Annotated in this window: 20 protein-coding genes and 1 pseudogene; 14 read left to right on the top strand and 7 right to left on the bottom strand. The window is 62.2% G+C overall.

Going from position 1 to position 19,146, the window contains the following annotated elements; all coding sequences use genetic code 11:
* Positions 1-328: 328 nt before the first annotated feature.
* Positions 329-676 (top strand): ArsR/SmtB family transcription factor, encoded by a 348-nt coding sequence (locus tag AYX06_RS19045; protein ID WP_147018003.1) that lies wholly within the window; start codon positions 329-331, stop codon positions 674-676.
* A gap of 110 nt (positions 677-786) precedes the next feature.
* Here the strand turns inward: AYX06_RS19045 and AYX06_RS19040 are convergent, their stop codons facing one another.
* From AYX06_RS19040 to AYX06_RS20310, 4 genes are all read right to left on the bottom strand, one after another.
* Positions 787-1,224 (bottom strand): hypothetical protein, encoded by a 438-nt coding sequence (locus AYX06_RS19040; protein ID WP_062737502.1) that lies wholly within the window; start codon positions 1,222-1,224, stop codon positions 787-789.
* Positions 1,225-1,235: 11 nt separating this feature from the next.
* Positions 1,236-1,592, bottom strand: a complete 357-nt coding sequence (locus AYX06_RS19035; protein WP_186815715.1) for a phosphatase PAP2 family protein — start codon at positions 1,590-1,592, stop codon at positions 1,236-1,238.
* A 259-nt stretch (positions 1,593-1,851) separates the two neighbouring features.
* The gene (locus AYX06_RS19030) at positions 1,852-2,811 is read right to left on the bottom strand and encodes a hypothetical protein (RefSeq protein ID WP_062737500.1); all 960 of its coding nucleotides are present in this window, start codon (positions 2,809-2,811) and stop codon (positions 1,852-1,854) included.
* A 4-nt stretch (positions 2,812-2,815) separates the two neighbouring features.
* Positions 2,816-3,109, bottom strand: coding sequence for a M48 family metalloprotease (locus AYX06_RS20310; protein WP_198161497.1), 294 nt, complete (start codon positions 3,107-3,109; stop codon positions 2,816-2,818).
* A 389-nt stretch (positions 3,110-3,498) separates the two neighbouring features.
* Here AYX06_RS20310 and AYX06_RS19590 point away from each other — a divergent pair, with 389 nt between their 5' ends.
* The 13 genes and pseudogenes from AYX06_RS19590 (at position 3,499) to AYX06_RS19580 (ending at position 16,790) form a co-directional block, all read left to right on the top strand.
* On the top strand, positions 3,499-3,714 hold the full coding sequence (locus AYX06_RS19590; protein ID WP_084271859.1) for a hypothetical protein: 216 nt from the start codon (positions 3,499-3,501) through the stop codon (positions 3,712-3,714).
* A gap of 267 nt (positions 3,715-3,981) precedes the next feature.
* On the top strand, positions 3,982-5,082 hold the full coding sequence (locus AYX06_RS19020; RefSeq protein ID WP_147018043.1) for a hypothetical protein: 1,101 nt from the start codon (positions 3,982-3,984) through the stop codon (positions 5,080-5,082).
* Between the two features lie 128 nt (positions 5,083-5,210).
* Positions 5,211-5,651: a LexA family protein gene (locus AYX06_RS19015; RefSeq protein WP_062737497.1), complete on the top strand. Its 441-nt coding sequence runs from the start codon at positions 5,211-5,213 to the stop codon at positions 5,649-5,651.
* A gap of 14 nt (positions 5,652-5,665) precedes the next feature.
* Positions 5,666-6,925 (top strand): Y-family DNA polymerase, encoded by a 1,260-nt coding sequence (locus AYX06_RS19010; RefSeq protein ID WP_062737496.1) that lies wholly within the window; start codon positions 5,666-5,668, stop codon positions 6,923-6,925.
* Between the two features lie 913 nt (positions 6,926-7,838).
* Positions 7,839-8,723: a DUF5677 domain-containing protein gene (locus AYX06_RS20075; protein ID WP_147017879.1), complete on the top strand. Its 885-nt coding sequence runs from the start codon at positions 7,839-7,841 to the stop codon at positions 8,721-8,723.
* A gap of 314 nt (positions 8,724-9,037) precedes the next feature.
* Positions 9,038-10,097, top strand: a pseudogene (locus AYX06_RS19005) (IS110 family RNA-guided transposase).
* A 183-nt stretch (positions 10,098-10,280) separates the two neighbouring features.
* Entirely contained in the window at positions 10,281-11,051 is a 771-nt protein-coding gene (locus AYX06_RS19000; protein WP_062737495.1) for a ParA family protein, read from the top strand.
* Entirely contained in the window at positions 11,048-11,398 is a 351-nt protein-coding gene (locus tag AYX06_RS18995; protein WP_062737494.1) for a hypothetical protein, read from the top strand. The genes AYX06_RS19000 and AYX06_RS18995 overlap by 4 nt, the downstream gene beginning before the upstream one ends.
* Positions 11,399-11,659: 261 nt before the next feature.
* The gene (locus AYX06_RS19585; RefSeq protein WP_084271858.1) at positions 11,660-12,694 is read left to right on the top strand and encodes an adenine-specific methyltransferase EcoRI family protein; all 1,035 of its coding nucleotides are present in this window, start codon (positions 11,660-11,662) and stop codon (positions 12,692-12,694) included.
* Positions 12,695-12,728: 34 nt separating this feature from the next.
* The gene (locus AYX06_RS18990; protein WP_147017877.1) at positions 12,729-13,751 is read left to right on the top strand and encodes a DNA adenine methylase; all 1,023 of its coding nucleotides are present in this window, start codon (positions 12,729-12,731) and stop codon (positions 13,749-13,751) included.
* A 2-nt stretch (positions 13,752-13,753) separates the two neighbouring features.
* Positions 13,754-14,311, top strand: a complete 558-nt coding sequence (locus AYX06_RS20070) for a hypothetical protein (protein ID WP_147017875.1) — start codon at positions 13,754-13,756, stop codon at positions 14,309-14,311.
* A gap of 8 nt (positions 14,312-14,319) precedes the next feature.
* Positions 14,320-15,495, top strand: coding sequence for an AAA family ATPase (locus tag AYX06_RS18985; RefSeq protein WP_062737492.1), 1,176 nt, complete (start codon positions 14,320-14,322; stop codon positions 15,493-15,495).
* Complete coding sequence (locus tag AYX06_RS19580) at positions 15,480-16,790, top strand: 5-methylcytosine restriction system specificity protein McrC (protein WP_147017873.1); 1,311 nt, start codon at positions 15,480-15,482, stop codon at positions 16,788-16,790. The genes AYX06_RS18985 and AYX06_RS19580 overlap by 16 nt, the downstream gene beginning before the upstream one ends.
* Positions 16,791-16,869: 79 nt before the next feature.
* Here the strand turns inward: AYX06_RS19580 and AYX06_RS18975 are convergent.
* The 3 genes from AYX06_RS18975 to AYX06_RS20065 all read right to left on the bottom strand — a co-directional run bounded on the left by AYX06_RS18975 (position 16,870) and on the right by AYX06_RS20065 (position 19,011).
* A protein-coding gene (locus AYX06_RS18975) for an IS3 family transposase (RefSeq protein WP_136341198.1) occupies positions 16,870-18,059 on the bottom strand; the annotation gives its coding sequence in 2 pieces (ribosomal slippage) (positions 16,870-17,807 and positions 17,807-18,059; 1,191 coding nt in all).
* Positions 18,060-18,185: 126 nt separating this feature from the next.
* Positions 18,186-18,515 (bottom strand): histone-like nucleoid-structuring protein Lsr2, encoded by a 330-nt coding sequence (locus AYX06_RS18965; protein WP_062737490.1) that lies wholly within the window; start codon positions 18,513-18,515, stop codon positions 18,186-18,188.
* Between the two features lie 61 nt (positions 18,516-18,576).
* Positions 18,577-19,011 carry a hypothetical protein gene (locus AYX06_RS20065; RefSeq protein WP_062737489.1) on the bottom strand — a complete coding sequence of 145 codons (435 nt, stop codon included), beginning with the start codon at positions 19,009-19,011 and terminating at the stop codon, positions 18,577-18,579.
* Positions 19,012-19,146: the final 135 nt, after the last annotated feature.

Raw genomic sequence — 19,146 nt, 5'->3', positions numbered from 1 at the left:
CCGTGGACGGGGTGCAGCCGCCGGCCGATGCCTGCATATCCGACACCAGCGCGAGTCCCGCAACACCCACCACGGGCACGCCTACAGCCACCACCCCGGCCAGCGCCAGAGCAGCGAAAACCAGGCCGGAGGAGCCCTTGGACTCGTCTTCTTCCATGAGCCACCTCCCTTTCCTGGTTACCTTCCAATTGACTGCCTTAGACAGTTATAAAAACTAGCACGTCTTGCCTGTGTAAAGCAGTTATAAAAGTCCTTCAAGGGGTGTGGAAGCTGCTTGGTGAGGGTCGCAGGGGTGGGTGCTCAGCGCGGGTGCGACACAATGGCTTTCGTGCCGTCCATAGTCCGCCCCGCAGGCCAGTCCGAACTCGTCGCTCAAGCCGCCATGGTCTTTGGCAACACCGTCCGGCTGTCGATCATCCATGTCCTCGGGCGCGGGCCGGCACTACGCACGGAACTGGTGGCTAAAACAGGACTCCCGGCCAAAACTATCGGCGCCCAGTTGACCGAGCTCGAGGCCGTGGGCGCCGTCAAAGCAGAGGCGCAGCGCGGACGAGGTCGCCCCATGCTGTACTACGCGAACCAGGTGCAACTGGAGAAGTTGCTATCCGCCCTCGCGGAATACGCGCTTGGGGGTATGTCCGATAAGGACACAGGGGTGCCCCTGGGGTCTCACTAGAATCTTCCCTCCTGTGATTTCGTCATCCAACGGGCTATGAACCTGTTCATGAACCTGTTCACGGTCAACTATAGGGGTACCCGAAGCGGCATCACAACGACAGGGAGTGGCTACTGGGGTGTCTCGTCCGCAGACGACTTCTCGTTCTTTTCGATCACGTCAAGGATGGCCTGAAGTCCTGCGGGGTCGATGTCCCCGAGGGCGCGCATGGCGAAGTCACGTACCTGTGCGCGACGCATGGAGATGATCATGTTCAGTTCCCGCTCGATCTGGTCGGGCAAGGGGCCGTCCTCGTGCAAGAGGAATCCAGGATCGACACCGAATAGGTCAGCAATGGCGCTCAGCAGCTCGCGATCGGTGCGAAGCGCTGGATGGCCAGTGGTGAGGTAATACCACTTGGTTCGCCCTAGGGCGACACCGCGCTCCCGCAAGCCAGCTTGAATCGCAGGAAAGTTCAGGGGTTTACCGTCCTCGCCGGGCAGCGCGTCGAGCAGCAAATTGACCTTATTGGCCAAGACCTGCTGTGGGGTCCGCTCGTCCTGTTCCATGCCTACTCCCTCTACCCGACTAGCAGTCGGTACGTCACAGCGTAGATTCCTCCGATGACGGCCACGCCGAAAGTCGCCCCCGCCATCACCTGACTAGCGGTATGGGCGCGTAACACCACCCGGCTGATGCACACGAAGGCACACACCGGGATGGCTAACAGTCCCCATGGGCCCCAGGACAACGTGGCAATGGCTGCCACACTCCCTGCCGTCATGGCATGTCCGGAGATCTTCCACCACGGGCTGATGATGATCAGCCCCACCATCCCGGAGGCGAAAGCTACAGCGAGGGCGAGCAGAATCGATGGACCTTGCCACGTCAACAAAGCCATCATATAGAGCCCCGCCAGGGCGAAGGTGGCGGCCATGATGGGGGCGCGCTCCTTCTTGTCGCTGACGTGATGGTCAGACAGGACGCCTCGACGGGCCAGGACGATGACGACGGCGAAGGGGATCAAGCAGATCGCGCACGCCCCTAAGAGTCCCCACAGGGCTCCGGCAAGCCCTGCCCCCTGGACCAGGGAGGGCATCATCACAAATAGAACGGAAAGCACTATCGGGGGTTGAAACGCCTCGCTGAACGCAACAGCGACCTTCCGAGCACGGTGTTCGGTCGTTGTTGCTGTACTAACTACCAAAGCGAGCCTCCACGGCTTTCATCATCTTGTCCCTTCTGGGACAGGGAGGGATGTCTCCACGGGATTCGGCATCGTAGGCAGCGATCATGGCCTTGTAGAGATCCTGCCGAGGTCGCGGGCTGCAGGTCGCTACGGCGAGGCCGTGGCGCAGTCTCCCTTGGCGTTCTGCCACGAGACGACCCAGGTGGTAGCGATCGCCGAGGTGCCAACGCCGAAGTGCTGCCGAAGCTGCCAGCACAAACAGGCCCGCGGCCATCAAGCCGGCTCCGGGTAGGTACAACGGTCCGAAGGCCGCATGCGTGACCGTGATGAAACGGCTGTCAGTAGCGTGAAAGTGGTCTGCGGCCATGTAGAGACACTCGATTACTGAGGCAATTCCCATGCTCAGCGCCCCTGCACAGACCAAGGACAGTGCCACGCGCACCCGCGCGTGGCGCCGGCGCTTCTCTCGCAGTCCACCGAGCACGCGCCAAGAGATATCAAGCATCAAACCCGCAGCCACGGCCATGTAGACCGTGCCGTAGAGCAGCGTAGGTAACTGGTCGATGTGCTCGGGGATGAATGCCATTGAGGTCACGGCCTTGTCGATGCCCCAGAACGAAAACGTCATCAGACCAATGATCATGGCCGCGATCATCGCCTCAACACGTCGCTGTTGCCGGGGCCAGGGGTTTGCCTGTAGTGCCTCCAGCAGGGCCACTCGCAGGGACCACATGGCTCCCAAGACGAGAACGTTGCGTACGAGGTGGAACCAGTTGTGTCCACCGAGTACAGCATCGACCTCATGCTCCGTGATGAAGACCGGATTGATCGATAGGGCTAAGGCGCCCAGGAGGGTGCCCAGCCAAGCGGCATGGCTACGAGCACGGTGGAAGATGACGGGCAGGCGCAGCACGGTGATGGCAAACAGGACCAAGGCGGCGCAGGGCTTGAGTAGGTCAATCAGCACAGGCTCAGCCGAACAGCTCGAGGATGGGGTCTGGCTGGCCGGCGAGATGGGCAGCCAGGGCCACAGCAATTGCCTCGGCGTCCTTCTCCTGAGAGGTCCACCGATCGCTGCGGGCAAGGACTTGCCGGACGCTCTTATTCTTACCCACCTTGGAGAACGCCGTGCCGATGCTCAATTCGCACCCGCTGTGGCGCAGCAGGATGTGTCCATATTCGTGCGCCACGATGTGCCTGACGAATGCATCGGACTGTACGCATCCCTCGTCATGGAAGATGTAGGACTGCGTCTCTGTCCTCATCCACACGCCAGTGACTGACCGACCAAGGCTCTGCGGAGCTGGTCCCACACTGATCTTGTATCCGTGCTGCCGTTCCACAGCCGCGTGTATGTCCGGCCAGGATCTCAATGACGAGGCACTGGGTAATAACTGGTCGAGGTCAACACCGGGGAGGCGCAGTGGAAGAGCCAGGACTTTCACCTCATGACTGTACCGGGAGGAGCTCACACGAGTCGGCTCGCGCTTGGGGTGGAGGCTCGTGCGCATGTCGGTAGAAGAGCCTACCGGTGATGTTCTACCATGAACATGTTCACGCCTCTTCGTGGGGCGCCGTATGCAAATGTGCTTTAGCTGGGAAACACGCCGCTCCGCTGTGGGCAAATGTGCATTTACCGTGGCAGACTAGCGCCATGACCGAGTACAAGCCACCGAAGATGATCGGGCGCAAAGTGCCATTCAGCATGCGCCTGACACTGGATCAGCACCGGTTGGCAGCAGAGAACGCTTCTCGCGTAGGGCTCTCCATGGCTGAGTACATCGGCGCGCTCATCGAGCGTGACTCGGGAAGGACTAACAAGCTCGACAACCCACAGGAGACAGAACTCCCCCTCAGCAACACCGCTTAAACGACTGACGGCCCGCCGGGCAAGGCGGGCCGTCGAAGTCAATCAGCTGTCCCAGGTCGCCAAACTCGTGACAGCTGGTTCAACAGAACTGAATCAGGAACCTCATGAACCCAATACCAGGGGACTGTTGTGTCCCCTAGTGTACCTGAGGCGCGTCCGCAAATGGACCCCTCTTCACTCAGTCACGCCGATTTTCGGTCACACTCCGCCCCTGACGCTGCTCTCGAGGCCGCTGGGGAGTTCCCCTCTCGTCGCCGTCGGGTGCGGGTGGAGCATGAGCAGTCCAAGGCCGTCGTGCAGCGGGCAGTGCCCAAGGGCTGCCAGCTCGCCAAGCACGTCGTCGCCTGGCGCCGGGCCGTGCTGGAGCACCCCAGCCTGGAATTGATCCGTGCCGATGCTCGGGCGAACGTGCTGGCCGTGGTGGAGATCATCTGCTCCCAGCAGAACCCCGCCTCGCGCACCTGGCGCACGACCTGGGACTGGGTCGCTGCGAAGATCGACCGCTCCCGCTCCACTGTGGCGCGGGTGATCCGTCACCTGCGCGACTGCGGGCTGCTGGCCGTGGTGGCCACCGGCCGCAGCGCGGGGCGCACCCCGCGCTCCACCGGTCGCGCCCAGGGCGAGGCCCCCGTCTACGCGCTCATCCACAACACCGTCCAGCCGGCAATGGAGCCTGTGGAACTAACTGACACCCCGGTCCCCACGAAGTGGGAGAGTCTTTCCCCGCACGCGCGCGAAGAGGTTTCCCCGAAGGACGCGGCTGCGCCGCGACCCACCCGAAAGCGCGCCGCGCAGCGGCGCGAAGTGGTCGCCGCCCTGAGTCGTCGTACAGCCTCGCTGTGGCCCCGTCATGCGACGACGGAGCCTTTGACGGGGCGGATGACCCGTCGGGCGCGGAAGGAGACTCAGCGGGCGGCTGCCCTGGAGCTCCAGCACGAGGCCATCGTCCTGCGCCAGCTCACCACCGCCCACGTCGTGAGCGTGCTCAGGCCGTTCTTCGAGGCCGGATGGACCATCGCCGATGTGCTCACCGCCCTGGACTGGACGCCTCAGGGCACCCGCTACGGCTTCCTGACCGTGGAGGGCATCGAGAACCCCGGAGCCTGGCTCACCGCCCGAATGCGCGCCTGGACCCACCCCGACGGCACCCCGATGCGGTCGCGGGACCAGCGTGTCGCCGCCGAGGCCGCTCAGCGCCGTGCGGCAGCACGCGCCGCCGCTGAACGCTCCGCGGCCCGCCTGGCTGCCTCCGCGGCCGTGCCAGCGTCGGCCCCCGAGCCTGGCCCCCGCCGGCCGTTCCGGCAACGCTGGGCCGCCCAGATCGCCGCCGGCCAAAACCAAGCCGCCGGCGCCGCCTCGGCTCCGTAGCCGGGCCCCTTGGCGTGTCCGGTCGACGGGGAAAAATCCGCACCATCGGCACTAGCCACATCGTATATTTGTACGGGTCTATTGTGTTTATGGGATGAGCTTTAGAATATGTGTTCTATCCTGGCGGCATGAGACACTCAGTACCGCTCACCATTGACCGCCCCGTGCTGGTCTCTGCGGTCCTGGTCCGAGTCCCGGCTGGCTTCCCCTCCCCTGCCCAGGACAGCTTCGACGACGGCCGGATCGACCTCAACGAGGTGCTCATCCGCGATGTCACCTCCACTTTCATCTTCCGCGTCACCGGAGACTCCATGGAAGGCATCGGGATCTACTCCGGCGACGAAGTCCTCGTGGACCGCTCCCTGACCCCCAAGCACGGCAGCGTGGTGATCGCCGTGCTCGACGGCGACTTCACCATCAAGACCCTGCACGTCCACCCGGACCGGGTCGTGCTGCACCCGGAGAACCCGGCCTACCCCAACGTGGAGGTCCCGTCCCTGTCGACCCTGCACATCTGGGGTGTCGTGGTCTACGGAATCCGCCACATCAACCAGCGGAAGCTGCACTAGGACGGTGGACGACGGTGATCGCCCTGGTCGACGTGAACAACTTCTACGCCTCCTGCGAGGCCCTCTTCGAGCCCTCCCTGGCGGGCAAGCCACTGGTGGTGCTCTCCAACAACGACGGCTGTGTCGTCGCCCGCAGCGCTGAGGCCAAGGCCCTGGGGATCAAGATGGGCGATCCCTGGTTCCAGCTGCGCGCCGACGCGAAGCGGTGGCGGCTGGAGAAGCGTTCCTCCAACTACCAGCTCTACGCCGACCTGTCCGAGCGGGTGATGCTGCTGCTGGCCCGCCACGCACGGGGGCAGGAGGTGTACTCCATCGACGAGTGCTTCCTCCTCCCCCCGCACGGCACACCCGAGGAGCAGGTGCGGTGGGCCCGCCGGCTCAAAGCCACCGTGGCCCGCAACATCGGCCTGCCGGTGAGCATCGGGATCGCCAGCTCCAAGACGAGGGCGAAAATCGCCACAGAATGCGCTAAAAAGCTGCCCGCCACCGGTGGGGTGGTGCACTGGGACCAGGCCCCGGAGGGGTACTGGGACCGGCTCATGGAAGCCCTGCCCGTCACCGAGGTCTGGGGAATCGCCGGGAGGCTGGCGAAACGCCTGGAGGCGATGGGCATCGAGACCACCGCCGATTTGCGTGATGCCGACCCGGTGGCCATCCGGCACAAGTTCTCCGTGGTGCAGATGCGCACCGTGCTGGAGCTCAACGGGTTCCCCGCCATCCCGGTGGAGGACGAGGTGGCCACCAAGGCCCAGATCCTAGTCTCCCGCTCCTTCCCGGACCCGATCTGGGACCCGGAGATCGTGGGCCAAGCCGTAGCCGAGTTCGCCCAACGCGCCTCCCGCCGGCTGCGGAAGGAAGGTGAGGTGGCCGGACGCTTCACCGTCTTTGCCAGTACCTCCCCGCACCGGCCAGGGCCCGCGCACAATGTCTCCGCGCACGTGCGCCTGGCCGTGCCCACCAATGAGCCGGGCCCGCTGGTGGCCGCCGCCCGGTCGGCGCTGGTGCCCAAGCTCATGCACGGGATGTCCTACATGCGGGCCGGCATTCTCTGCATGGACCTCGCCCTCGAGGGGGCCGTGCCTGTTCTGCCCGGAGTGCTCGAGCAACCCGCCCAGATCGGGGAGCTCATCGATGCGGTCAACCGCCGCTTCGGCACCGGCACCCTCGCCCTGGGCCGAATCGGCACCCACTCCCCCGCCCCCTGGGCCAACCACCAAGCCGACCTCTCCCCCAGATACACCACCGACTGGAGCGAGCTTCGCAGCGTCAGTTGAGCGCAGTTGAGGAGTCGTGGCCGCATAATGCATAGACCTGCTGGGAAAATGACTTGGTGATGACAATCGAAAAGTGGCTTGGAATCGTGGGAGATGTTCTTCAACACGCTGGAAGGTTCCTGACCGACACAGAGGACATTGTGTCGTCGTGGGGAGCGCTCACAGTGGCACTGGTGGCGCTAGTAGTTGCGCTGGTCACCCTGCTGCACGATCGCCAGCAAGCGACTCTTCAAGGTCTTGATTTCCGCATTACCGCTCGGCCGGTAGAGGTTCCCTTGCCGGTATCAGTCAGTCCGAATGGGCGGCGCTCGTCGGGGACGACAATCTCGACACAGCTGGTCATCGGAATTCACGCGGTAGGACCCGGGGCCAGATATGGCGTGTCGCTCCGGGTTTGGGGACCAAAAGATGGTGTCGAGGTTGTGCAGCTATCCAAGGCTCGTGAGTCCTGGGGGCCCGGGGACCCACCAATGATCGTTGTTTTGCAACGCCCTGGGGGGCCAGCAGATGCGGAGATGACTGCGCACACGGCACCGTGGACCGCTAGGGACGTCATGGTTGGCTTGACCTGGGCAGTGCCAGGCTGGCCCCGAAGGGGATTGCGAGACCGTGCATTCAGGGTTCATGTCGCATCTCCAGGCAAAGCTGCGCAGGACCTATGGAACGGTAAGTACGAAAAGTGGTCCCCCAAGCGAGACAAATGGGTACCGTACTGCCCCAGGGAACGGCGTAGCCAATTCGTAGAAGAAGTGTCCATCGGTCTCCACTGTTCGAGTCAAGGATTTGGAAAGCAAGATGTCGTTGCAGTCGAGGACAGCGAACAAGCCGTTATCGACGAACAGCACGAGCAACAGATGCGGGAGATGCAGCGAATTGCCATCGCACGAGTTGTGAACAAAACACGGGACACAGAATGAGCACCGAGCAGCCGCAGGGTGGATCAAATTACCGGGAGGGCATGGTCGTGGCAGCCCGCGATCTAGCGCCATTAAGGGAACTTCTGCGCATCTGGGACAGGTGGCAGGCCCGCAACCCTCGCGTAGAAGCAGAGGATATCCGGCAATACCTATACGTTGCCGGGTTCGCTGTACAGGGCTTTGAGCAGGCGCGTGCATACCTATCCGCAGTGAGGCGTGTCCCGGAGACGGCCTTGGTGCCGCTGGTGCGTGCTGTATTCGAGCAGGCTGTCACAGCCCAGTGGGTGGCCTTAGTGCCAGACGGGTGGAAGGCGCTGACCCAGCACTCTGGTGAAGAACGGAGTAAGACCGCTAAAGAGTTCATCAGCATGGGCGAAGAACCATGGACTCAGTGGGCGGAGCAAATAAGAGCCCAGCTGCAGCATGATCCGGCGAACCTGGCAAATGACCACACACACTGGGGCGCCAATTTCAAAGACCGATGTCGGGAACTAACGCCTAGCAAGGATTTTTATGCACACTATCGACTGATGTCAGAAGAGACGCACCCTACGGCGGGAATCCTGCATCAGTGGGTCCGCATGCCGCTGGAGACGGGTGGAGCAATTCGGGTAGTGAAGCCCGACGTCGGCGTGGATCTAACGTGGCCGCATCAACTGCTGACGTCGATGATTTGGTTGGCGCAGGCGGTGTGCATGCTCGAAGGCAACGTGGGCCGCCAGAACTACTTGGACCGAGTGGCCCGGGATAACGGGGCTATCCCTCGGCTTGAGCTCAGCGAGGAGCACCATAAGAGGATCCGAAAGGCAGCGCGAAGAGCGGCCAGGGAAGCTGCTCGAGCAACCCCAATTTCCATGGTCAGCGACAGATTGGCGAGGTGACAGGTTAGTGAGGAAGGCTGCCGCACATTCTCTCGGCCCTAGCGGGCCTCCAAAATGATTGCCGACTTGTATGAAACGTAGCGAGTGTCGTGATCGGGTCAGCTGCCCGTAGCGTCTCGTAGGACACCGGGCGGGTTGACTCGAATGATTGCTGCCGCCTTCGGGCTGGCTCGCCTTGGGTGTGTCGCCTCGCCGGTGTCTGTTCGCGGTTTGACTCAACAGAGGCATGACGGTGAGGCGCTGGTGCAGGTATCTCGAAGTCGGATTGTCAGCCGCGGATCCCTACCCCACTCGAGGCAGAAGGACTGGTTCCGATGATGCTGATTGGTATCGACCCGCACAAATCCACCCACACCGCCACGGCGGTCGACCCCGACACCCATCAAGAGATCGCCTCGATCCGGATCGAGGCGAGTCTGGGTGAGTACCGCCGGATGCTGACCTGGGCGGCCCGGTGGCCCCAGCGACGCTGGGTGGTTGAGAACGCTGAGGGGTTGGGCCGGCACCTGTCGTCGTGGCTGCTGGCCCGCGGTGAAGAGGTCCTCGACGTGCCCTCGACCGCCACCGCGCGGATCCGGCAGCTCTCCCGCGGTGGTGGACGCAAAAACGACCGTATCGATGCGGCCGCTGCTGCCTGTGTGGCCGCTCTCCATAGCGACGCCCGCAACGTCGAAGCCGAAGGTGAGGCGGAGGCGTTGGCTGTGTTGGACGAACGCCGCGTCAACCTAGCCCAGTCCCGGGTGCGGGCCGTCAACCAGCTCCATGCCCTGTTGCGGGCCCTGATCGCCGGTGGCGCCCCTCGCAGTCTGTCGGCGGCCGCGGCGACTGCTTTGTTGCGTACGGTGCGTCCCAGTGGGGTGGTGGAACAAGCCCGCAAGGCCGTGGCCAAGGACCTGGTGTCCGAGATCCGGTCACTGGATCAGCAGCTGAAGGCCAACGCTGAGGCTATTGCCGAGCTCGTGGCCGCGTCGGGCAGCACGTTGACCGAGACAGTTGGGGTGGGTCCCATCATGGCCGGACGACTCATCAGTCGAACGGGACGTGCCAGTCGCTTCCCCAACTCTTCGGCTTTCGCCAACTATGCCGGGGGCGGCGCCGATCGAGATCGCCAGCGCGGACAAGTCCCGCCACAGGCTCTCCCGGCATGGTGATCGGCAGCTCAACTCCGTGCTGCACACCATTGCCATCACCCAGATCCGCATGCCCAACAGCCGCGGCCATCGCTACTACAGAACCAAGATCGACCAGGGCAAGACCCCACGTGAGGCCACGCGATGCCTTAAGAGACGTCTGGCTGACCATCTCTGGCGCGTGATGATCAGCGACGAAGCCAGACGTCTTGAACGAAGCCAGACTGCCCAGGCAGCCGCTTGACAAACACAGAGGCATCCAAGGGAAGCCGCGGGAACCTCCGAGCCCCGGACTGGATCAAGGCCTTTCATTTATTGGTAGATAGAATACTCGCTACCTATCTTGAGACCAACCTAGCTATCTAGTTATTTAGCTAGCTGTCTAGGTAGCTAGCCAGCGTGCTCGTTAGATTGGTAGCATGAACCCATGCAAACCCTGATGGTCTACAGCGAATCTGGTGGGGTCACCAAGACCACCACCGCTGTCTCCTTAGCAATGGTCGCTGCTGCCGAGGGGCGCCGTGTAGTACTCGTTGATCTCGACCCCCGTGCGGCTTCCACCAAGTGGTTCGGGGTGGAGCCCTCGGCGGAAGGAATGCACGTCGGTGCGATCTTGGGTGATGAGAATCCTGAAGGCTGGGCCGAGGATCTCGCGGTGCCCAGTGGGTGGCACCCAAACCTGCGGGTGATTCCCTCGGCCCGCAACGTCTCCAACCGGGAGGCGGATCGGGCTGATCATGCGGAGCTGCGGCTGAAGATCTCACTGACCGGTCTGGCAGCGGATGTGGTGGTCATTGACTGCCCCAACCGGCAGGGCGGCCCGCTGACGCTGTCGGCGTTGAACGCCGCGGACACCGTGGTCTACGCCGCCACCGCCACCAGCGACGGCATCGACGGGGTGGAAGGGGCCCGGCGCACGGTCGCCCAATTCCGTCGGCACCGCCAGCAGCTCGGCGCCCCGGACACCCTCACCGAGGCCGGCATCGTCGTCGGTGGGGTGAAGGAGACGATCATGAGCCGGGCGGCCGTGGCCAGCCTCGAGGAGCTTCGGGCCACGGGGTTGTTCCTGGAGCCGTTGATCCCGGACCGGGCGATCGTCCAGGAGGTGCGGATCTCGGGGGAGTGGTACGGGCAGTACCGCAAGGGCTCCCGGGTGCTGGATGCCTACACCGCGATTGCGAAGAAGGTGCTGCGATGACCGACAAGCCCGAGCGTCCCGCCTCGCTAGCCCGCCGCCGGCCCCGACCGGCCCCGGATGAGCACATCGACCCGGTCGACTACACACCTGCGGCCCCCGCCACACCCCAGCCCGCGACACCGATGGCGTCGACGCCGCCGGTACAGGCGGTCCCGGCGGAGCAGCCCGCGGTGGCCGCGCCGAAGCGTGGGCGGGGTCGGCCGCGCCGGGAACCCACGATCCAGCTGGGGGTTCGGGTGGCTCAGGATGTCTCCGATCTGATCGAGGAGCTCACCGAGCATGACGGTACCGCTCGGGCAGTGATCGAGAACGCGGTGCGCGCCTACGCCCAACAAATCAACCGATAGCTGCTGGGGACACTGTTTGCTTGGTCTTGCGATTGGCGCCGAGCTCGGCCCGTAGGGTGCGCAGCGAGTTGGGTGTCGCCAGCGCCATTTCCTCGAATCTGCACCGACGTGTCGGTGGCTTCCCCAGTGCATTGTATTTCGGTGTGACACCGTTCGCGTTTTTTAGGTTGAAAATGCCATGTAAACCCAGGCGATTTAATCGTCTATAGTTAAGATTTTCCGCTTTGAGGTCAGGGAACCTTGGGTTGGGCTAGGAGAGGCATGAAGATAGCTACACGGAACCGCGACTTTCTGGAGGCTCGGAAAGCGAAAAAAGATGAGTTCTACACCCAGCTTGTCGACATCGAGCGAGAACTAAAGCACTACACGGGGCATTTCAAGGACAAGGTCGTCTATTGCAATTGCGACGACCCGCGGATATCCAACTTCTTTCGCTACTTCTCCTCGAATTTTGACGAACTCGGACTCAAAAAGCTGATTACTACTTGTTATAAAAATCAGAGTGCTGATCTTTTTAGTCGGAATTCCGCTGACCAGGCCGTATATCTTGAGTATGGCGGTGGAGGGAGCGGGAATGACGCTTCTGACCCCAGGAAGATTGGGGTCAAGCCGCTCATGGGAGACGGGGACTTCCGCAGCCCCGAGAGCATAAATTTGCTGAAGCAGGCAGATATTGTGGTTACCAACCCGCCATTCTCACTGTTTCGTGAGTATGTCGCCCAGTTGGTTGAGTACAAAAAGCAGTTTCTTATTATCGGGAACATGAACGCTTTGACATACAAAGAAATTTTTCCGCTATTTCAGAACGACCAGGTGTGGTACGGCCCAAGTATTCGCAGTGGAGATCGTGAGTTTGGTGTGCCTGACGACTATCCAATAACTGCCGTTGGTTCACGAATCGACGAAAACGGTAACAAGTTCATCCGGGTTAAGGGAGTCCGCTGGTTCACCAACTTGGACTATCCCGAACGACACAAAGACCTGATCCTCCATAAATCATATAATCCCGAGGAGTATCCGAGGTACGCCAACTTTGACGCCATTGACGTTAGTAAGACAATGGATATTCCCGTCGACTATGACGGCCCCATGGGCGTGCCTATCACCTTTCTCGACAAGTACAACCCAGAGCAGTTCGAAATTATCGGCTCGAGTAAGACCTTAGGTAGGCCAATGTCGGAAGTTGCCAACAAAGGCACCTACCAGCAGGGCGGACCCCGTTTCTATCTTCCAAATGGTGACGGGACGTACCGACGCATGTACGACCGGATCGTTATCAGGAACAAGCGGCTGTGACTGATCGGACGCATGAGGAGACAGAGAGGTGTGCATGTCGTACCGCTACCTAGGTAATAAGACACGGTTGTCCGAGTGGATCGTCAGCGAGATTGCACGGGTTCTTCCTCCGGGCTCTTCGATTGCAGACCCCATGTGCGGTACTGCAGCTATCTCGATTGCCCTAGCACGAGCCGGGTACTCAGTCACCGCCGCAGATGCCCTGACATTCCCTGTAGTCCACGCCCGAACTCGCCTGCTCGCCAAGCAGCCCCCAGCCTTCGCGGCCCTAGGCGGCTATGACGAGGCTTTGAACTGGATGCGGTCGGCCGCGCCTCGCGAGGGTTACTTCTTCCGCGAGTTCGGCGAGTCTGGTCAGCCCGACAACGGACGCGCCCCCCGGCTCTATTTCTCCGCCAGGAATGCGGCCCACATCGACGGCATACGGGAGGGCATCCGTACGTTGCGCTCGGCTGGGATCCTGACCGAAATCGAGCACAGCGTGCTGCTTCACCATCTGATTCTCGCGACCAACAAGGTTGCCAACATCACCGGGACATACGGCTATTTCAGGTCTACGCTCTCCGCGCCGTCTCTTCGACCACTGGCCTTCGAGCCCATCGTCTTCGAGGACACTTTGGGGAATCACACCGTCACCCAGAGCGCTGTTGAGGACCTCGCAACGACGCTCACCACAGACGCGGTGTACCTAGACCCCCCGTATACCAAGCGGCAGTACGCGGGGAACTATCACGTCCTGGAGACATTGGCTCAGGGCGACGAGCCGGTTGCAGCGGGCGATGGCGGGCTACGTCCCTGGACCGACCAGGCGTCCGATTTCTGTTACCGGCGCAGTGCAGGCAAGGCATTTCGCGAGACGCTGGAGCGCCTCAACGTTCCGCACGTGTTTATCTCCTACAGTGAGGACGGCCAGGTCCATGAGGACGAGCTGATGTCAATCCTGAGCGACTTCGGCAAGGTCACCGTTCACGAGCAACCCCATGTCCGATTCCGCAGTAACGACCGAGTAAAGGGTGGATCAGTGTTGGAGCATCTCTACCACGTCGAGGCAATCTGATCGTGGCCCAAAAACTCAACGTCGATCGCATCTGGTGGCGCAACGTCCAACCCGGCGAGTTCTACAACATTGAGCGTTACCATCGAATCGAGGGCGGGGGTGGATCTCTCTACATCGAAATCCCCAGCTCGATGGTTCCTGCGACCCTCGACTTCCTCGACGCGACGGGCACTGACGTCGAAGCCCTACCGACCATCACCATCCAGGCGGGAGTCGCCGATACGTCAGGCGTGTCTGCTCCTATTGAGTTCCAACGTAAGGCCGGCGGACGCATGCGCATCGCGCGCCAGAACCGCCAGCAACCTAACTCGCAGCGACATCCGGCCTGGACAGCTGCCCGGGGGTTCCCGCTTGCCCCTGATGGTGTCCGCAATAAGGAAGAAGCGTTGCCGTACTTCCCTGAGGGTGGGCTCCGCATATACATCTTCAAAACAGTGGAAGGTGACTACTACGCAGGGTTCACCAAGGGTTTACGTCCTGCGAACATGAAACCCAACAACCCTGCGTGGGATCTCTACACCCAGGGCCGGACTGTAGGCGGCGTAATCGATGCGGACTGAGGTGTGACATGGCTGACAAGATCGAGGACATTCTCTCGTCCTGGAGCGCGGGCAGGAACGCGCTCCTCTACGGGCCCCCAGCTACGGGTAAAACTCGACTCATCAGCGAGTTGTTCGATGCGTTGAACACCCCGCCAGAGAGCCAACGAGGCATCCGATTCGACCCCGAAGATACTGAGTTCAGCCGGCCCGAGCAAGAGATCACCATCCCGCAACCCATCAAAGTCGTGTGGACGACGTTCCATCAGTCGTATGGATACGAGGATTTCGTGCTAGGACTTAGGCCGGAAATCACCAGGGACGGCACTCGGCTCCAACCGTGGGCTGGCGTTTTTCTTGACGCGGCACTGGAACTATCTGATCCCAAGTCGGAGTACAAGTCGGTCGTCATTTTCATCGACGAGATAAATCGTGGAAACGCTGCTCGTATCTTCGGGGAGTTCATGACGTTCCTGGACTTTGACTACCGCGACGGCGGCACTGTTCCGCTCCCACTCCCGCTGCGACAGCTGACCTATGAGAACGGTCAAAGCGAGAAGGTTTGCCGACCGGGTGGCAATACAGCCATGATTCCTGAGGGATTCACCTTCCCCAAGCACGTCTATATTGTTTCGACGATGAATAGTGTCGACCGTGCAGCCGTACCCATCGACAGCGCCCTTGCGCGGCGATTCGACCGGATCGAAATGCGTCCCGCCCTCGATGTTCTGGCCGAGCACTGGAATCTTGACATAACGGCGATTCCGACACCGACCGAGGACAACTGGGAGTCGCTCGGGCCATTCCAGACCGGCTACCTTATCCTCGACCGACTCAATGTTGTCATTGCGTCGGACCTTGGCCCTGAGTTCGAACTCGGCCACGGTCTTTTGACTCCGGTTCTAGCGACCAAGGTGAATTCAGACGGCGTTGAGGAGCCAGTCGACGCGAAGGACGCGTGGCGAAGCCTCGCAAAGACCTGGGACGACGTGCTGTTCCCTCAATTGGAAGACCGCTACTCCGGTCGGCCGGATCAGCTAATGGACCTATTGAACGTCGCCACCGCCCCAACGGATGGCGAGTATGCATGGAAGCTGCGGACATCCAAAAGTGCGACTGTCAATGCCCGCACGCTTGCCCCCGTGCGGACGAGTGAACTCCACATCGACGTCATCAAACGGTCGTTCAGGTGGCTGACACGCTAGCCGCGCCGCCGCGCATTCAACTCCAGGAGTACGGGGCACCAGCGGTTCTCCATGCCAGGGAGATCGATTTTCACGCGCTAGCTGAGGCAAACAGACGCTGGACACGTGCGTTAGGCCTGTCCGGAGACCCAATCCGGGTCGAAGACCTTGGCGATGGACTCGTGCAGATGCGAGCGGAAGCAATAACCGGGGTGGTGCGAGTCGGCCACACCGATATCGAAATCGCGCCCAAATTCCTGAACACCGCCGATGGCAGTTGGCAGACAGTGCTGTGGCGGATTCTCACCGTCGTCGAGGGTGGGCACGTCGACGACAACCTGACGACCGCCCACGAAGTCGCTTCACTCTCCATGCCGGACCTGCTCGCCGAGATGTTCCTTGCTTCGTACGCCAAAGGCGCTGCCCGGGGCGTGCCGCGCGGTTATCTGACGGAGCGAGCCTCTGGTCCGCTGCTCCGAGGAAGTTTAGACATGTCGCGCGTGGGCGACTGGATTGCGCGCCCGTGGGAGGTTCCCTACGTCGCAGACCATTTGACCGATGACACCCCGCTGGCCCGACTATTGCGTTGGACCGCCGAGTGCCTCGCAGCAACAGTCAAAGCGCCCGGGCGTGCTCGCGCGGTACGCGACATTGCAAGTAGCCTCTCCCACGTTGGAAGGTTGCCTCCCCACCTTTTCGAAGCGCAGAGGATCTCCCTAGGGACTCAACACCAGGCTCTGGAGACGGCACGAGTTGTTGGAACCCTACTTCTCGAAGGCGCCGGCGTACATCACGCACGTGGAGAGCACGCTCTGTCCGGCTTCCTGTGGAACTCTGATGTGATCTACGAAAACTACATCTACTGGTTGTGCAGGCGTGCGGCCAGCAATCGCGGCGAACGGGTCAGCAAGACTGCGAACAAGTTCGGCACTGTGATCTCGGGGCAAGGCTCGCTGCTGCAGACCACGCCGGATGTTGTGTTCCGTGACAGCCAAGGAATCACCGTTGCGGTCACTGATTCGAAGTACAAGCGTTTCGGCTCCCGGCCGAAGGCCCCTGACACGTATCAGGTGCTTACGGCGGGCCACGTCCTCGGATGCCAACGCATCTCCCTGACCTATCCTGTAGCGCTAGAGCGTGATCCCACAGTCTGGCGGGTCTCCTCGGCCCTAGGTAGCAAAGACATTGAGCTGACCGCGCTTCCACTTAATCTGATGTCCTTGACGCTTCCGCATGGACATCAAATTTTGATCGATACCATCGGCAACTGGCTCGACCGCGAATTGTTCACCGAACCTCTTGCGAAGGACTTGTAACCCCCTCTATCTCAGCAGCTTTCCTAACAACCACCTCAGTTGTACAAGTTGGGGTTGACCCCGTTTCGTGGACATCGAGTTATGCGGCTTCTGCCGCGGGGTTCATGAGCTGGTGCTCGAAGGCTACCGGGCTGAGCATGCCCAGTGACGAGTGCCGTCGGGTCCGGTTGTAGGTAGCCTCGATCCAGGCGCCGACGCCGCGCTTGGCGGCGGCCTTGGTCGTGAATCTCCGCCGGTGGTAGTACTCGGTCTTCAACGTCGACCAGAACGATTCGATCTGCGCGTTGTCCCAGCACACCCCGGTCCGCCCGACCGAGATCCTGACGTCCAGCTCGGCGGCGACCTCGGCCAGCCGGGCGGAGGTGTACTGGCAGCCGCGATCGGCGTGGAAGATCACTCCGGTGGTGTCACACCGGCGCAGGGTCACTGCCCGGCGCAGCGCGGTCTCGACCAGCTCAGTGCGCAGGTGGTCATCGACCGCCCAGCCCAGCACCCGCCGCGAGCAGCCGTCGCGGACCGCACACAAGTACAGCCATCCCTGATCGGTGGGCAAATAGGTGATGTCCGAGGTCCACACCGCATCGAGGCGGCCGCGATCGAAGTCGCGCTCCACCAGATCGGGGATCGTGTGCGCGGACTCGTCTGCGACCGTGGTCACCGGGTGCCAGGTGGCCGGGCTGATGCCGGCGATGCCGTGGGCGCGCATGAGTTTCGCGACCGTCTTGCGCGAGACCACCTCCCCGACAGCGCGCAGGTCGGCCAGGATCCGCGGCGCACCGTTGACCCCGTCGGAGGCCGTGTGGGCGGCCAGCACCTTCTGGCCCAGCTGGGCCCGTCGCACAGCCGAGGGACCCGGCGGCCCCTCGCGACGTGCCAGCCAGGCGTAGTAGCCCGACCGGGACACCTCGAGCAGCTCGGCCATGCGGGTGATCTCGTAGTCGGCCTTCTCCGCGTCGATGAGCTCGAACATCCTCACCGGTTCTGGTTCTCGGTCGCGAAGAAGGCGGCTGCTTTTTTCAGGAACTCCCGGTCCATCCGCAGCTCGGCCACCTCACGGCGCAACCGCTCCAGCTCTGCCCGCTCATCGGTATCCAGTGCTGAGGGCGGGTCGTCCATCTTGGCCCTCTCGATCGCGACCCAACGACCCAGCAGAGCTTCTCCGACACCGATCTCCTTCGCCACGTGGACGATCGGGCGCCCGGTGTCGATCACCAGATGCGCGGCATCACGCCGGTACGCGGGCGTGTACCTCTTCCGTTTGGCTCCCACAGGAACATCCTCCCTGCCAGGCACCAGGCCTGACCATCAAGGACGTCCACCGAAGGGGGTCAACCTCAAAGTTGAGCACCCTTTTATTGTCTTTTAGTCGAAGGTTGTGAGTTAGACGCTGCCGATTCAGTGGGCGGCGTAGTAGGCGTCCTTGACGGTTTGGTGGATGCGGCCGCGGTCTGAGACCTCATAGCCGTTGCCCTTGGCCCAGGCCCGGATCTTCGCGGTGTCCGGGTCGCTACCCGACCTACGGCTGCGGGTGGCGCGGGGGCCGCTGCTGCGGGTGGTCTTGCGGCCGGCTTGCGCGAAGGGGCGCAGCGCCTCGCGCAGCTTTTCGGCGTTGGTGGTGGACAGGTCGATCTCGTAGTCCTTGCCGTCCAGGGCGAAGGTGATGGTGTCGTCGGCGGGGCCGCCGTCGAGGTCGTCCTCGAGGTGCACTTGGACTTTCTGGGCCATGGGTGTGGGTTCCTTATCAGTGAGGGGGTCGTAGAACAGGGTTGTGCTGGCGTACGGGTGGTCAGGAGTCGTCGGTGGTGTCATCGCCGGTCGGGTTGTCCTGGGCGGCGACGGCGTCGATGTCGTCCACGGGATCTGCTGCCTCGACGTCTTGAACCGGTGCCGTGGGCTTGGTGCGGTTGCCGGTGATCACGGTGCCTTCGGTGGTGAGGTCCACGCAGAGCATGTCGTCTTCCACGAACGGCTTCCAACGCCGGGTGGCGGTGGTGTCGATGCCGTAGTGGGCGGTGAAGGCGGTGGCCGAGACGATTGCCTGCCCGGGCCCGCGTTTGGATCCGTTCCGGACCACGTAGGCGTGCGGGGAGGAGTCATCGGTGGCGCGCACTGCCATGACCTGGCGGTCGCGGTCGAAGAGCAGCTCCACTGTCTCGGCGTTGCCGATCAGATCGTGGGCGGCCTTATTCAGCGAGATGACTCCGCGCTTCTGGATCGTCACGCTTGGTGCCTTGGCCAGCGGAGTCATTCTCTTGCCGAACACCTCGAACGGCATCGTTCCCCCTATGGCGTGTAACTAACAGCGGCAAACTTCATCGTAACCATTGCACGCAATTTCCAGACAGTCACGCCTAGC

Origin of the sequence: Kocuria turfanensis, from assembly GCF_001580365.1 — a bacterium.
In the GTDB taxonomy this organism is placed as follows: Bacteria; Actinomycetota; Actinomycetes; order Actinomycetales; family Micrococcaceae; genus Kocuria; species Kocuria turfanensis.
The sequence above is the reverse complement of the archived record's forward strand: the minus strand, read 5'-3'. Positions and strand labels throughout refer to the sequence as shown.